Here is a 13,860-nt window from a genome sequence, read left to right as displayed (position 1 = left end):
CCCGCATAGGATACAATCGACGCTACTTATCTGACAGTCGTCATCTATTATTCACTTTGCGCCCTTAGCTGGGCGAATGACCCCAAGGCATTGAAAACACCGATGGACGCACATTACAGCCCCCGTGATATCGAACGTGATGCTCAGCAGTACTGGGACAAACACCAGTGCTTCAAAGCCGTAGAAGACGCCAACCGCGAGAAGTTCTACTGCCTATCCATGTTCCCCTACCCCAGCGGCAAGCTGCACATGGGCCACGTGCGTAATTACACTATCGGCGACGTTGTCTCACGTTTCCAGCGCATGCAGGGTAAAAATGTCATGCAGCCCATGGGCTGGGATGCGTTCGGGATGCCGGCGGAAAATGCCGCGATCCAAAATCAGGTGCCGCCTGCCAAGTGGACCTATCAAAACATCGATTACATGCGCAACCAGTTGAAGGCACTGGGGTTTGCCTACGACTGGAGCCGCGAATTCGCCACCTGCGATACCAGCTACTACCGCTGGGAGCAGTGGTTCTTCACCAAGCTGGTGGAGAAAGGGCTGGTCTACAAGAAGATGTCCACGGTGAACTGGGACCCGGTCGACCAAACCGTGCTAGCCAACGAACAGGTCATCGACGGCTGCGGCTGGCGTTCCGGCGCGCCGGTAGAGCGTAAAGAGATCCCGTTGTGGTTCCTGAAGATCACCGACTACGCCGATGAGCTGCTGGCGGATTTGGATAACGTCGAGTGGCCCGAGCAGGTCAAAACCATGCAGCGCAACTGGATTGGCAAATCCCGTGGCGTCGAGCTGAGCTTCGATATCAAAGCCGCCGATGGTAGCGCCTGCGAGCCGCTGGCGGTGTACACCACCCGCCCCGATACGCTGATGGGCGTGACCTACGTGGCCGTGGCCGCCGGGCACCCGCTGGCCAAACAGGCCGCCGAGCAGAGCAGCGAGATCGCGGCGTTCTGTGAAGAGTGCGCCAAAGGCGGCACCTCTGAAGCGGAAATGGCCACCAAAGAGAAGCTGGGCATGGCCACGGGCCATAAAGCCATTCACCCGTTGAGTGGTGAAGAAGTGCCCGTCTTCGTCGCCAACTTCGTGCTCATGGAGTTTGGCACCGGTGCAGTCATGGCCGTGCCCGCCCACGACCAGCGCGACTGGGAGTTCGCCACCAAGTACGGCGTCGAGCTGAAGCCGGTGGTCGCCGACGAGCACGGCAACACGCCGGATATCTCCGAAGGCGCGTATGTCGAACACGGCACGCTGATCAATTCCGGCGAGTTCGACGGCCTGGAATTCCAAGCGGCGTTCGATGCCATTGCCGCCAAGCTGGCCGAACTGGGCCGTGGCGAAGTGAAAACCAACTACCGCCTGCGCGATTGGGGCATTGCCCGCCAGCGCTACTGGGGCGCGCCGATTCCGGTGAAGTACGGCCCAGAAGGCCAAACCGTACCGCTCTCCGATGACGAGCTGCCCGTCGCCCTGCCCATGGAAGTCACCGTAGATGCCTCCGGCTCGCCGCTGAAGAAGATGCCGGAGTTCTCCGAGCTGGGCGACGGCTGGGTGCGTGAAACCGACACCTTCGATACCTTCATGGAGTCCTCCTGGTACTTCGCCCGCTTCTGCTGTGCGGATAACCACGAAGCCATGCTGGACGAGCGCGCCAACTACTGGCTGCCGGTGGATCTCTACATTGGCGGTATCGAGCATGCCATTCTTCACCTGCTCTACGCCCGCTTCTTCCACAAGCTGCTGCGCGATTTCGGCATGGTCGATTCCGACGAGCCGTTCCAGCAGCTGCTCACCCAAGGCATGGTGATCGCCGAAACCTTCTACCGCATTAAAGAGAACGGCGGTAAAGAGTGGTTTAACCCCGCCGATGTGGAAGTGAAGCGCGACGAGAAAGGCCGCCCGCTGAGCGCCGTACTGATGAGCGACGGCCACCCGGTGGAGATGGGCGGCATCGAGAAGATGTCCAAGTCGAAGAACAACGGCGTCGATCCGCAATCGATGATCGACAAGTTCGGTGCCGACACCGTGCGCCTGTTCATGATGTTCGCGGCACCGCCCGAGCAGTCGCTGGAGTGGTCGGACTCCGGTGTGGAAGGCGCGCATCGCTTCTTGAAGCGCATCTGGCGTCAGGTCAGCGAGCACTTGGAAGCAGGCACGCCGGGCACACTGAACGTCGACGCGCTCGACGACGATCAGAAAGCGCTGCGCCGCAAGACCCACGAAACCATCAAGAAAGCCAGCGACGACATTGGCCGTCGCACCACGTTCAACACCGCCATTGCGGCCGTGATGGAGCTTTCCAACGCGGTGGCCAAGTTCGAGGATACCTCCGAACTGGGGTTGGCGGTCAGCCGTGAAGCGCTAGAGGCCTGCGTCCTGCTGCTGGCCCCTATTACCCCGCACTTGTGCCACACGCTGTGGCAGCAGTTCGGCCACGAACAGCCGGCCATCGAAGCCCAGTGGCCGGACGTCGACGAAGCCGCCCTGACCCGCGACAGCATCGAGCTGGTGGTACAGGTGAACGGTAAGCTTCGCGCCCGCCTGGAAGCCCCGGCCAGCGCTGATAAAGCCGCCATCGAGCAACTGGCGATGGAAAACGATAACGTCCAGCGCCATTTGGAAGGCAAAACGGTACGTAAAGTGATCGTGGTGCCCGGCAAGCTGGTCAACATTGTGGTGAGTGGATGAATCGCCGTCGCTTCTTGACCCTGAGCACTGCCGCCTCGGTGGCGGTGCTGCTCATCGGCTGTGGGTTCCGCCTGCGCGGTTCGGAATCCATGCCACGTCTTCCTGCGCTATCGTTAGAGGGCGATGACAATAGCGCTCTCGCTCAGCAGCTTCGCACACGTCTGCAGCAACTGGGCACCGAGGTGACAAGCGGTGCGCCCTGGCGCGTGACGCTGGGCACCCCCTCGCTACAGCAGCGGCCCATCGGCAACGAGGGTCGCGCAAGCCGAGAGCATGAACTAACGCTGAGCACCACGCTCTCGGTGCAGCAGCGCGACACCGGCGCGTATGCGTTGAACGATGCCACAGCGGCGACCAGCACGCGCATCCGCGTCAGCGATGACGACCTGCTGAACCGGGAAACACTCTTCCAGGAAGCCCGGCAAACGCTGACCCGCCAGCTCGCCCAGCGCATCATCGAACGGTTGGCCAATCTCGAGGCGCTGCGGTGAAGGTATTTGCCGATCAATTGCCTGCCGCTCTGGCCAAGAAGCTGCCGAAAGCGGTGATCGTGGCGGGTGACGAGCCGCTTCAGCATCGTGACGCCTGCGATGCCGTGCGCGCCGCCGCCCGCCAAGCGGGTATCGAAGAGCGCGAAGTGCTGGACGTGGAGCCCAACTTTGCCTGGGGACAGCTACTGGAAACCGCGAGCAACCTCTCGCTGTTTGCCTCTAACAAGCTGTTGGAGCTGCGTTTGGGCAATCAAAAGCTGGGGCAGGAAGGCACCAAAGCGCTGGCGCAGTACGCAGACATGATGGATGGCAGCGACGACCTGCTGCTGGTCAGCATGGGCAAAGTCGATGCCAAGCAGCAGAAAAGCGCCTGGTTCAAAGCCTTGGACAAGCATGGCCTGTTCGTGCCCGTGTGGCCGGTCGATGCTTCGCGCCTTGGTTACTGGCTGCGCGATAGAGCCTCGCATCACGGCCTGCAGATCGACCTGGAAGCGGCGCGGCTTTTGGGGGAGCGCACCGAGGGCAATCTGCTGGCGGCGGATCAGGAACTACAGAAGCTGGCGCTGATCTACCCGGCCAACACTCGGCTCAACGTCGAACACATTGCTCAAGGCGTCGAAGACAGCACCCGCTTCGATGTCTTCAATCTGGCAGACGCCTGCTTGAAGGGCGAACCCAGCCGCGCCTCGCGGATCGTCCACGGCCTGAAGAGTGAAGGCGTGGAAGCACCCATCGTCCTATGGGCGCTGACCCGCGAGCTGCGCACCTTGCTGTCCCTGCATCAGCATCTTGATCAGGGCCAGAGTTTCGAACACGCCTGCAAAACCCAAAAGCCGATGATTTTCGATAAACGCCGCCCGGCCTATCAAAAAGCCATTGGCCGACTCTCCATGAAGCGCTTGCACAAGCTGCTGCTCATGGCGCAGCGCATGGACTTGGCGGTCAAGGGCGCCTCTGTCGTACCGCTGTGGCCGGGGCTGCACGATCTGGCCATGACCATGGCGGGCGCCAAGGGCATTTTAGCGGAAACGCCCTGGACCTATCGCATTAGTGCAAATAATTAGTACTTTGCATTTTTACCTTAAAACCGCATCTGTTTGTTTCTATACTATTTAACGGGCCCTCGATGGCCTACTCCCCGACCAGTCTAAGGATGAAGACGATGAAAACAGTGCGTGCTTACCTCTCGACCCTTTTGATTGCTGCGTTAGTGCTGACCAGCCTGCCCGTCGTGGCGGCCCCTACCGCTCCACAAGGTATGGATCTGGTATCGACGCAGTCTGTTTTGGCAGGCGACCGTGCCGGCGCTGACCGCGAGCGTATCAACGAAATCCTCGCCCGTGCCGATGTGCAAGATCAACTGCTCAAACAGGGCGTCAATCCCGCCGATGTCGAGGCGCGTGTTGCAGCGCTTAGCGATGCCGAAGCTCAGCAAATGGCACAGCAGCTCGAACAACTGCCTGCCGGTGCCGGTGTGATCGGCGCGCTGTTCGCGGTATTCGTCATTCTGCTGGTAACGGACATTCTAGGGTTGACCGATGTTTATCCGTTCACTCGCTAACGTATTGGTGACCATGGACCGTTCCGTTAACGCCCGCTCTGCGGGCGTTTTGGCGTTTAGCCTGCTGATCCTGCTGCTAACCGGCTGTGCCCGCAGCCCCGTGCTGCTGGAAAGCACCAAAGCAAGCCTTACTCCGCAAACCGAGCTTACCGACGTGCCGTTTTATGCCCAAACCGAGTATCAGTGCGGCCCGGCAACCCTGGCGATGGTACTCAATCACGAAGGCGTGGACGTCGGCTTGGAAGAGCTGATTCCTCAGGTCTTTTTACCGGGCCGAGATGGCAGCGTGCAGCCAGAGATGTTGGCCACGGTACGCCGCTACGAACGGCTGGCGATTCCCATTCGCGGCACCATGGATGCCCTGCTCACTCACCTGGAAGCTGGCGACCCGGTCGTCGTGATGCAGAACCTCGCCCTGCCCGCCTTTCCCATGTGGCACTATGCGGTGGCGATTGGTTTTGATTTGCCGAACGAAACGCTGGTTTTGCGTAGCGGTGAGATCGAGCGGCATACCCTATCGTTTAGCCGATTCGATGCGACCTGGGCTCGCTCTGAGCGCTGGGGCTTTGTGGTCAGCGAGCCGGGCAGCCTACCCGAGGGCGTAACCGCACGTAATGCTCTGGAAGCGATTAGCGCCTATGAAGAGCAGCATGGCACCGAGAAGGCACTGAGTAGCTGGCAGGCGTTTGTCGAGCGCTTCCCGCAAGACCCGATGGGGCAGTTTGCGCTAGGGAATGCGCTGTATGCCGTCCAGCAGGCGAGCGCGTCACTGAGCGCGTTCAAGTCTGCCACGGAGCTAGACCCCACGATGGGCGCAGCGTGGCTGAACCTCGCTATTTTGCAATACCAACAAGAGCGCATCGACGACGCACGAGCATCGCTTGAGCGTGCCGCTGCGCTCGAAGGCGAATGGCAGCCCCGTGCACGGCAGCTGCTGGAGTCGCTGTAAAGGCATAACCGTGGAAAAGTGGTGTGGCAACAGGAAGGGGGCATCAGCCCCCTTTTTATGGGCGCTTAAAAAACGCGATTCAAACCGTTTTGCGCGGCGACCCGGTAGGCTTCGGCCATGGTCGGGTAGTTGAAGGTGGTGTTCACGAAGTACTTGAGCGTATTCGCTTCACCCTCTTGCTGCATGATCGCCTGGCCGATATGCAAAATCTCGGAGGCTTGGTCACCAAAGCAATGGATACCCAAAATTTCTAGCGTGTCCTGGTGGAACAAGATCTTGAGCATACCCACGGTATCGCCGGTGATCTGAGCACGGGCGGTGTCCTTGAAGAAGGCCTTGCCCACTTCGTAGGGCACTTTGGCTTCGGTCAACTCACGCTCGTTGGGACCAAAGGAGCTGATCTCGGGAATCGTATAAATACCGGTCGGTACATCGCTAACGAAGCGGTACTCTTTCTCCAAGAGCTCGTTACAGGAGTTCAAGCCCTGATCGTAGGCGGCGCTGGCCAGGCTTGGCCAACCGATCACGTCCCCTGCCGCATAAATATGCGGGATCGACGTTCGATAGTGTTCATCGACGCTGAGCTGGCCACGACCGTTGGCCTCTAAGCCAATGTTCTCGAGCCCCAAACTGTCGGTGTTACCCGTGCGGCCGTTGGCCCAAAGAAACGCATCGGCGCGGATTTTCTTGCCGGATTTCAAGCGGACCACCACGCCCGCCTCGTCACCCTCGACGCTCTCGTACTCTTCCTTATGACGAATTAGCACGCCATGTTTGCGTAGGTGGTACGAGAGCGCATCGCTGATCTCGTCGTCCAAGAACGACAGCAGACTATCGCGGTTGTTGATCAAATCGACTTTAACGCCCAACCCCGAGAAGATGGAGGCGTACTCACAGCCAATGACACCGGCGCCAAAAATCACCAGCGTACGCGGGGTATGGGAAAGGCTTAGGATGGTATCGGAACAGTAGATGCGCGGATGACGGAAGTTGATATCCGCCGGGCGATAAGGGCGTGAGCCGGTGGCGATGACGATTTTCTTGGCCACTAACTCTTCCATCCCCTCTTGGCGGTCGCGAACGACGACAGTATGTTCGTCTTTGAAACGCGCGACGCCGTGAAAGAGGTCGATTCGATTGCGTGCGTAGAATGTCGTACGCATTTCGACCTGTTTGTCGATCGTGCCGCGCGAGCGCTCCATGACTTTGGGAAAAGAGAACCAGCGCGGTTCACCGATATCGCGGAACATTCGGTTGGTATTGAACGCCATGATCTGCTTGACCTGGTGGCGCAGCGCTTTGGAAGGAATGGTGCCCCAGTGGGTGCAATTACCACCGACCTGGGTCTGTTTCTCGATGATCGCCACCCGCATACCGTGTTTGGCAGCATTGATGGCAGCGCTTTCCCCGGCGGGACCGGTCCCGATAACCACGACATCGTAATTGTGAACCGCCATACGGTTTGGATCTCCTCATTCCTTTATATTTTCGCCAACACATACGTAAACGCCCGCGATTAAGCGAGCGTTGAACGTGTGTGCGTGTATATCATGAATCACTAGCCGTGATGCGGCTCAACGGCGTGTCGCATCATAGCCTAGGTCTGCTCCGCGGCTTTCGTCGCTGCGACGGCGCACGCTGCCACGTTTGCGGTTCTCTTCTTCGCAAACCTCGTCTTTGCCACCGCAAATATCGCAACCCTCTTTCATGCCGATTTGGTTCAAGCCGCCGCAGGAGCCTGCAATGGGTTTACGGCCCATCAAAACACCGACGGCCATGGCCCCCATGATCAGCGCCATAAAACCGAATACCAGTAGCCAAATTGCCATGTGGTCCTCCCGACATTGCATTGAGTGCCTTACCTGCCGACAGCCATCGCGCCGATAAGTGCCTTAAAAAATTATCCTCTATTGTACCCCAGCCAATGCAAAATGATCAGGCATTCCGGGCAAATTCCCCACGATGTGCATGTCGATCACTCCATAAACGAACGGGGCTAGCCCTAAGGCTAGCCCCGTGTCTAACGTCTGCGGATGCGACATTAGCCGCCGAAATCATCCAACAGGATGTTTTCCGGCTCGACCCCCATATCAAGCAGCAGCTTGATAACGGAGGCGTTCATCATGGGCGGCCCACACATGTAGTACTCACAATCTTCAGGAGCCGGATGGTCCTTCAGATAGTTTTCGTAAAGCACGTTGTGAATGAAGCCCGTCGGGCCTTCCCAGTTGTCTTCCGGCTGCGGATCGGAGAGCGCCAGATGCCACTCGAAGTTGGGGAACTCTTCTGCCAGCTGATCGTACTCTTCGTTGTAGAAGGTTTCACGCCAGGAGCGCGCACCGTACCAGAACGAAATCTTACGATCGGTCTTCAGACGCTTGAGCTGGTCGAAGATATGGCTACGCATCGGCGCCATGCCCGCACCACCACCGACGAAGATCATCTCGGCATCGGTGTCTTTGGCGAAGAACTCACCAAACGGCCCCATGACAGTCACCTTGTCACCCGGCTTCAGGCTGAAGACGTAGGTCGACATGAGACCCGGGGGATGGCTGGTGCCAGGAGGCGGCGTCGCGATACGAATGTTGAACTTGAGGAGACCTTTCTCTTCCGGGTAGTTCGCCATGGAGTAGGCGCGGATGATTTCCTCGTTGTTCTTGTGGGAAATGTCGAACAGACCAAACTTTTCCCAGTCGCCACGGTACTCTTCTTCGATATCGAAGTCCGAGAACTTGATGTCGTAAGGCGGAGCCACGAGCTGAACGTAACCACCTGCACGGAAAGCGACTTCTTCGCCTTCGGGCAGCTTCAAGTTGAGCTCTTTGATGAAGGTCGCGACGTTCGGGTTGGCCGTTACTTCGGTTTCCCACTTCTTCACGCCGAAGACTTCTTCCGGCACTTCTACTTTCATGTCCTGCTTCACAGGAACCTGACAAGAGAGGCGCCAGCCTTCTTTCTTCTCGCGCATGGTGAAGTGCGACTCTTCCGTCGGCAGGATAGAACCGCCGCCCTCTTCCACGCGGCACTTGCACTGGGCGCAGGAACCGCCGCCGCCACACGCAGAGGAAAGGAAGATACCGTTGGCCGCCAGGGTATTCAGTAGCTTGCCGCCGGCTTGGGTCTTCAGGGTGTGCTCGGGGTCGCCGTTGACTTCGATCGTCACGTCCCCGCTACTCACTAGCTTGCTGCGCGCTGCCAGAATGATCGCCGTTAAGCTAATAACGATGACCGTGAACATGACAACACCGAGCAAGATGACAGATGTATCAACCATGTCGGTTTCCTATTGCTGAAGGTTTTCTGTACCTCGGCAGCTTGGGCTGCCGAGAAAACCGGCTCCGATTAAAGCTGAATGCCAGAGAAGGACATGAAGCCCAGCGACATCAAGCCAACGGTGATAAACGTAATGCCAAGACCCTGCAGACCGCCCGGCACGTCGCTGTACTTCAGCTTTTCACGAATGCCTGCCAGCGCAGCGATCGCTAGCGCCCAACCGGTACCTGCGCCAAAGCCATAAACCACGGCCTCGCCAAAGTTGTAGCTACGCTCCACCATGAACAGTACGCCACCGAGGATGGCGCAGTTAACGGTAATCAGCGGCAGGAAGACACCCAGGGCGTTGTAAAGCGACGGTACGTACTTATCAAGGAACATTTCCATGATCTGTACCAGGGCCGCGATAACACCGATGTACGAGAGCAGACCCAGGAATGACAGGTCGATGTTTTCAGCACCGCTAATGCCGGTCCAGGTCAGCGCGCCTTCTTGCAGCAGGTACGTGAATACCAGGTTATTGACCGGCACAGTGATCGTCAGTACGACGATCACCGCAATACCGAGACCGATGGCAGAAGACACCTTCTTGGATACCGCGAGGAACGTACACATGCCCAGGAAGAAGGCAAGTGCCATGTTCTCGACGAATACCGAAGCGACGAAAAGGCTCAGATAGTGTTCCATGTTACACGGCCTCCTTCGGCTTGGTGTTGTGCTTCATCTTGAACTCGTTCTCTTCGACTTGCTCCGGGTTGACAGAGCGCAGTACCCAGATCAACAGACCAATGATGAAGAAAGCAGACGGCGGCAGCAGCAGCAGACCGTTCGGCACGTACCAGCCACCATTCTGAATGGTCGGCAGCACGGTGAAGCCGAAGACGCTACCAGCACCCAGCAGTTCGCGGAAGAAACCTACCACCATCAGGACGAAACCGTAGCCCAGGCCGTTACCGATACCATCCAGGAACGACATGCCCGGCGTATTGGACATCGCAAAACCTTCCGCGCGGCCCATTACGATGCAGTTGGTGATGATCAGGCCGACGAACACCGACAGCTGCTTGGACATTTCGTAAGCATAGGCTTTGAGGATCTGGTCGACCACGATGACCAACGAGGCAATGATGGTCATCTGAACGATGATACGAATCGAAGACGGAATGTGATTCCGAATCAACGATACGAACAGGTTCGAAAAAGAGGTTACGAAAATAACCGCCAGCGACATGACCAGCGACACGCTCATGCTGGTGGTCACCGCCAGTGCAGAACAGATCCCCAGAATCTGAAGCGCAATGGGGTTGTTCTTGAAAATAGGCGCCGTTAAAACGCCTTTTGCATTTACATCCGCCATGATCAGGCCCCCTCAACGTCGTCGAAGTCAGTCTCGGTGTCTTCGGCGTCTGATGGCTCGGTTCCGCTGCGGAATTTAGCCAAGTAAGGAGCAAAGCCCTCTTCACTCAGCCAAAACTGCAGCATGTTGGTCACGCCGTTACTGGTCAGCGTAGCACCGGAGAGCGCATCGACTTCGTGCTCGTTACTCGCACCGCCTTTGGTCAGGTGGATTTCAGGAGAGAGGTCGCCCTCTTCGCTGTAGATCTCTTTACCTTCCCACTGGGCTTGCCAACGCGGATTGTTGACTTCGGCACCCAGGCCCGGCGTTTCACTGTGGTCGTAGTAAGTGATACTAACGATGGTGTTGCCGTCACCTTCTACCGACAGGAATCCCATCATACGGCCCCACAGGCCCTGCCCACGAATAGGCAGAACGATCTGGTCAGGATTCTCAGGATCGCCTACTAGGTACACAGTCGCGAAATTTTCTACACGAGAGAGTCCCGCGATGTCACGATCGCCAGACAGCGTACGGCCAGTGGCCGGATCGCGTGCAGCTTCGAAACCATCGAAGGTACTGGGGTCGAACTGTTCGGTGTAGTCACCGGTTTCCAGCTCGACGACGCGGGCAGTGATCTGATTGCTGAACGTCTCTTCCACATCCATTCCTGGCTCGTAAAGACGCGCCACGTTGAGGATGTTGGTTTTACGGTCCAGCTCCTGATTGAGCTGCTGCGCTGGGCGCAGTGCCACGGCCGCCGTCGAGACGATGACCGAGCACACGATGCACAGCGAGAAAGCGACAATCAGAACTTTCTTGATGGAGTTGTTACCTTGTGCCATTAGGCAGTCTCCTCGGCCGGTACGCCAGTACGCTTGAGACGGCGCTTAACATTGGCCTGGACGAAGTAGTGATCGATCAGCGGCGCAAACAGGTTGGCGAACAGAATGGCCAGCATGATGCCTTCCGGGAAAGCCGGGTTGACTACGCGGATCAAGACCGTCATCACACCGATCAGGGCACCGAACACCAAGCGACCTTGGTTGGTCATCGCGGCAGACACTGGGTCGGTCGCCATGAACACCATACCAAAGGCAAAACCACCAATGACGAGGTGCCAGTACCACGGCATCGCGAACATGGCGTTGGTCTCGGAGCCGATCAGGTTGAACAGCGTGCTGGTGATCACCATGCCCAGGAAGACGCCCAGCATGATGCGCCAGTTGGCGATCTTGGTCCAAAGCAGTACGGCGGCACCGATCAGGATAGCCAGGGTCGAGACTTCACCCACGGAACCTGGCACGAAGCCCAGGAACGCATCCCACCAGCTATAGGTGTTGGTCAACGCAGACATACCGTCTTGGAACGCCATGGAGAGCGCTGTCGCACCCGTGTAGCCATCGGCGGCGACCCACACTGCATCACCGGAAATTTGCGCCGGATAAGCAAAGTACAGGAACGCGCGACCCGTCAACGCGGGGTTCAGGAAGTTCTTACCCGTGCCGCCAAAGATCTCTTTGCCGATCACGACGCCAAAGGTAATCCCCAAAGCAACCTGCCAAAGCGGGATGGTGGCCGGCAGAATCAGCGCAAACAGCACGGAGGTCACGAAGAAACCTTCGTTGACTTCATGGCCACGCTTGATGGCAAACAGCACTTCCCAGAAACCACCCACGACGAACGTCACGAGATAAATGGGCAGGAAGTAAGTCGCGCCAAGAACGAAGTTAGCCCACAGGCTGCTGGGATCATGACCGCCCGCGAGGGTCATCATGATGGCTTCGCGCCAGCCGTTCATGGAGGCATAACCCGCTTCGATGGCAGTGTTCGCCTGCCAGCCTGCGTTCCACATACCGAAGAACATGGCCGGGAAGGTGCACATCCATACCGTGATCATGATGCGTTTCAGGTCGACGCCATCACGCACGTGAGCGGTGGTTTTTGCAACGCTGGGGGGCGAGTAGAAAATCGTATCTACCGCTTCATAGAGCGGATAGAACTTTTCGTACTTACCACCTTTGTGGAAGTGCGGCTCGAGATTATCGAGTGTTTGTCGAATACCCATCATCAGGCCTCTTTCTCGATCATGGTGAGATTGTCACGCAGGATTGGGCCGTACTCGTATTTGCCGGGGCAAACGTAGGTACATAGCGCCAGATCCTCTTCGTCCAGCTCAAGACACCCAAGCTGCATGGCAACCTCAATGTCGCCCACAATCAGCGAACGCAGCAGTTGCGTTGGCATAACATCCAACGGCATGACGCGTTCGTAGTTACCCACCGGCACCATGGCACGCTCGGAACCATTCGTCGAGGTGGTCGGCGCGTAATTGCTCAGGCCTTTGATTTTTGAAAGATAGATGCCCATCACCGAGTGGCGATTGGCACCGGGAGAGAGCCAACCCATGAACGTGCGCTTGTTGCCCTCTTCCAGCAAGCTGACTTGGTTGTGGAAACGCCCCAAGTAAGTCACCTTGCCTTCTGCGGCAGCGCCAGAGAAGACCGAGCCAGAAATCACACGAGTGTCTTCTGGTTGGATGATTTCACCTGCCAAGAGTTCCTCGGTGCTCGCCCCGATACGGGTGCGCAGCAGACGAGGCTTTTCAGCACGCGGGCCACCCACCGCAACGATGCGGCTCATGTCCAGCTTACCTTCGGTAAACAGCTTACCGAACGCAATCACGTCCTGATAACCGATGTGCCACACTTTTTTGTGCAGCGCGACGGGCGAAAGGTAATGAATATGCGTGCCTACCAAGCCTGCCGGGTGCGGCCCAGCGAAACTTTCTGTCTTGACGCCGCTAATATCGCCGCCGGGTACGGAAGCGTTTGCTCCGGTGCACAGAAAAACGTTGCCCTCGGTCAGGCGGGTTAGCACCTTGAGGCCGTCTTCGAATGCTTGAGCATTTTCGTTGATGATAAAGGCGGGGTCAGCGCTCAGCGGATGGGTATCCACGGCGGTGACGAAGATATCGGCAGGCACACTGTCGATAGCTGGCGTGCGTGAGAAAGGACGCGTACGTAGAGCGGTCCACATGCCAGACTCGACGAGCTGGTCGACAACGGTTTGACGATCGAGCTGTGCTAAAGCGCCACGATCATGAGAAGCAAATGTCATCGCTTCTTCATTTTCATCGACTTTAATGACCACAGACAGTAGACGTCGTTTTTCGCCACGGTTAATAGCGACCACTTCACCACCGGCAGGCGCCGTAAAACGAACGCCGTCGATTTTCTTGTCGGTGAAGAGAAGCTGGCCTAATTTGACCTTATCCCCTTCCTGAACTTCCATGGTTGGCTTCATGCCAACATAGTCAGTGCCCAGGATTGCCACGTGACGCACAGGCTGCGCATTGTCAATACGCTGCTCGGGCGCTCCCGTGATGGGGAGATCCAGGCCTTTTTTGACTTCGATCATAGTCTCGCCCAGTTGATGGATCGGATATACGAAGGTAAGGGGTTCGAATGCTTATTTTCTGTTCAGTGAATTCTTGTTTTGCTGTTCAGATCGTTACCAGTCAGGCTCAAGCACGCTTGAACCACCCCGAAAAATCTATCGC

General features: G+C 57.5%; 13 protein-coding genes. 5 read left to right on the top strand and 8 right to left on the bottom strand.

Going from position 1 to position 13,860, the window contains the following annotated elements; genetic code table 11:
* Nucleotides 1-102: 102 nt before the first annotated feature.
* The 5 genes from leuS to FRH_RS13550 all read left to right on the top strand — a co-directional run bounded on the left by leuS (nt 103) and on the right by FRH_RS13550 (nt 5,689).
* Nucleotides 103-2,688, top strand: coding sequence for a leucine--tRNA ligase (leuS, locus tag FRH_RS13570; RefSeq protein ID WP_281997029.1), 2,586 nt, complete (start codon nt 103-105; stop codon nt 2,686-2,688).
* Nucleotides 2,685-3,179 (top strand): LPS assembly lipoprotein LptE, encoded by a 495-nt coding sequence (lptE, locus tag FRH_RS13565; protein WP_281997028.1) that lies wholly within the window; start codon nt 2,685-2,687, stop codon nt 3,177-3,179. Before leuS ends, lptE begins: the two co-directional genes overlap by 4 nt.
* A complete protein-coding gene (holA, locus tag FRH_RS13560; protein WP_281997027.1) occupies nt 3,176-4,243 on the top strand; it encodes a DNA polymerase III subunit delta in 1,068 nt (355 codons plus the stop codon). The genes lptE and holA overlap by 4 nt, the downstream gene beginning before the upstream one ends.
* Before the next feature lie 98 nt (nt 4,244-4,341).
* The gene (locus FRH_RS13555) at nt 4,342-4,740 is read left to right on the top strand and encodes a PA2779 family protein (RefSeq protein WP_139528106.1); all 399 of its coding nucleotides are present in this window, start codon (nt 4,342-4,344) and stop codon (nt 4,738-4,740) included.
* 13 nt (nt 4,741-4,753) lie between these two features.
* A complete protein-coding gene (locus tag FRH_RS13550) occupies nt 4,754-5,689 on the top strand; it encodes a PA2778 family cysteine peptidase (protein ID WP_281997026.1) in 936 nt (311 codons plus the stop codon).
* A 65-nt stretch (nt 5,690-5,754) separates the two neighbouring features.
* Here the strand turns inward: FRH_RS13550 and sthA are convergent, their stop codons facing one another.
* From sthA to FRH_RS13510, 8 genes are all read right to left on the bottom strand, one after another.
* Nucleotides 5,755-7,146 (bottom strand): Si-specific NAD(P)(+) transhydrogenase, encoded by a 1,392-nt coding sequence (gene sthA / locus FRH_RS13545; RefSeq protein ID WP_139528108.1) that lies wholly within the window; start codon nt 7,144-7,146, stop codon nt 5,755-5,757.
* A gap of 117 nt (nt 7,147-7,263) precedes the next feature.
* Nucleotides 7,264-7,518: a (Na+)-NQR maturation NqrM gene (gene nqrM / locus FRH_RS13540; protein WP_139528109.1), complete on the bottom strand. Its 255-nt coding sequence runs from the start codon at nt 7,516-7,518 to the stop codon at nt 7,264-7,266.
* Nucleotides 7,519-7,730: 212 nt separating this feature from the next.
* Nucleotides 7,731-8,963, bottom strand: coding sequence for an NADH:ubiquinone reductase (Na(+)-transporting) subunit F (nqrF, locus tag FRH_RS13535; RefSeq protein WP_219863504.1), 1,233 nt, complete (start codon nt 8,961-8,963; stop codon nt 7,731-7,733).
* 68 nt (nt 8,964-9,031) lie between these two features.
* Entirely contained in the window at nt 9,032-9,649 is a 618-nt protein-coding gene (nqrE, locus tag FRH_RS13530) for an NADH:ubiquinone reductase (Na(+)-transporting) subunit E (protein ID WP_044628064.1), read from the bottom strand.
* Between the two features lies 1 nt (nt 9,650).
* Nucleotides 9,651-10,319, bottom strand: coding sequence for an NADH:ubiquinone reductase (Na(+)-transporting) subunit D (locus FRH_RS13525; protein WP_139528111.1), 669 nt, complete (start codon nt 10,317-10,319; stop codon nt 9,651-9,653).
* Between the two features lie 2 nt (nt 10,320-10,321).
* Complete coding sequence (locus FRH_RS13520; RefSeq protein ID WP_139528112.1) at nt 10,322-11,143, bottom strand: Na(+)-translocating NADH-quinone reductase subunit C; 822 nt, start codon at nt 11,141-11,143, stop codon at nt 10,322-10,324.
* Complete coding sequence (locus FRH_RS13515; protein ID WP_139528113.1) at nt 11,143-12,369, bottom strand: NADH:ubiquinone reductase (Na(+)-transporting) subunit B; 1,227 nt, start codon at nt 12,367-12,369, stop codon at nt 11,143-11,145. The genes FRH_RS13520 and FRH_RS13515 overlap by 1 nt, the downstream gene beginning before the upstream one ends.
* A complete protein-coding gene (locus tag FRH_RS13510; protein WP_139528114.1) occupies nt 12,369-13,718 on the bottom strand; it encodes a Na(+)-translocating NADH-quinone reductase subunit A in 1,350 nt (449 codons plus the stop codon). The genes FRH_RS13515 and FRH_RS13510 overlap by 1 nt, the downstream gene beginning before the upstream one ends.
* Between the last annotated feature and the right edge of the window lie 142 nt (nt 13,719-13,860).

It is taken from the genome of Halomonas sp. A020 (assembly GCF_027943625.1).
Lineage (GTDB): Bacteria > Pseudomonadota > Gammaproteobacteria > Pseudomonadales > Halomonadaceae > Vreelandella > Vreelandella piezotolerans.
The sequence above is the reverse complement of the archived record's forward strand: the minus strand, read 5'-3'. Positions and strand labels throughout refer to the sequence as shown.

Bases quoted from the DNA above. Each gene is read 5' to 3' on its own strand.
- leuS (WP_281997029.1), top strand. From the start codon at position 103: ATGGACGCACATTACAGCCCCCGTGATATCGAACGTGATGCTCAGCAG.
- lptE (WP_281997028.1), top strand. From the start codon at position 2,685: ATGAATCGCCGTCGCTTCTTGACCCTGAGCACTGCCGCCTCGGTGGCG.
- FRH_RS13555 (WP_139528106.1), top strand. From the start codon at position 4,342: ATGAAAACAGTGCGTGCTTACCTCTCGACCCTTTTGATTGCTGCGTTA.
- FRH_RS13550 (WP_281997026.1), top strand. From the start codon at position 4,754: ATGGACCGTTCCGTTAACGCCCGCTCTGCGGGCGTTTTGGCGTTTAGC.
- sthA (WP_139528108.1), bottom strand. From the start codon at position 7,146: ATGGCGGTTCACAATTACGATGTCGTGGTTATCGGGACCGGTCCCGCC.
- nqrM (WP_139528109.1), bottom strand. From the start codon at position 7,518: ATGGCAATTTGGCTACTGGTATTCGGTTTTATGGCGCTGATCATGGGG.
- nqrF (WP_219863504.1), bottom strand. From the start codon at position 8,963: ATGGTTGATACATCTGTCATCTTGCTCGGTGTTGTCATGTTCACGGTC.
- nqrE (WP_044628064.1), bottom strand. From the start codon at position 9,649: ATGGAACACTATCTGAGCCTTTTCGTCGCTTCGGTATTCGTCGAGAAC.
- FRH_RS13525 (WP_139528111.1), bottom strand. From the start codon at position 10,319: ATGGCGGATGTAAATGCAAAAGGCGTTTTAACGGCGCCTATTTTCAAG.
- FRH_RS13520 (WP_139528112.1), bottom strand. From the start codon at position 11,143: ATGGCACAAGGTAACAACTCCATCAAGAAAGTTCTGATTGTCGCTTTC.
- FRH_RS13515 (WP_139528113.1), bottom strand. From the start codon at position 12,369: ATGATGGGTATTCGACAAACACTCGATAATCTCGAGCCGCACTTCCAC.
- FRH_RS13510 (WP_139528114.1), bottom strand. From the start codon at position 13,718: ATGATCGAAGTCAAAAAAGGCCTGGATCTCCCCATCACGGGAGCGCCC.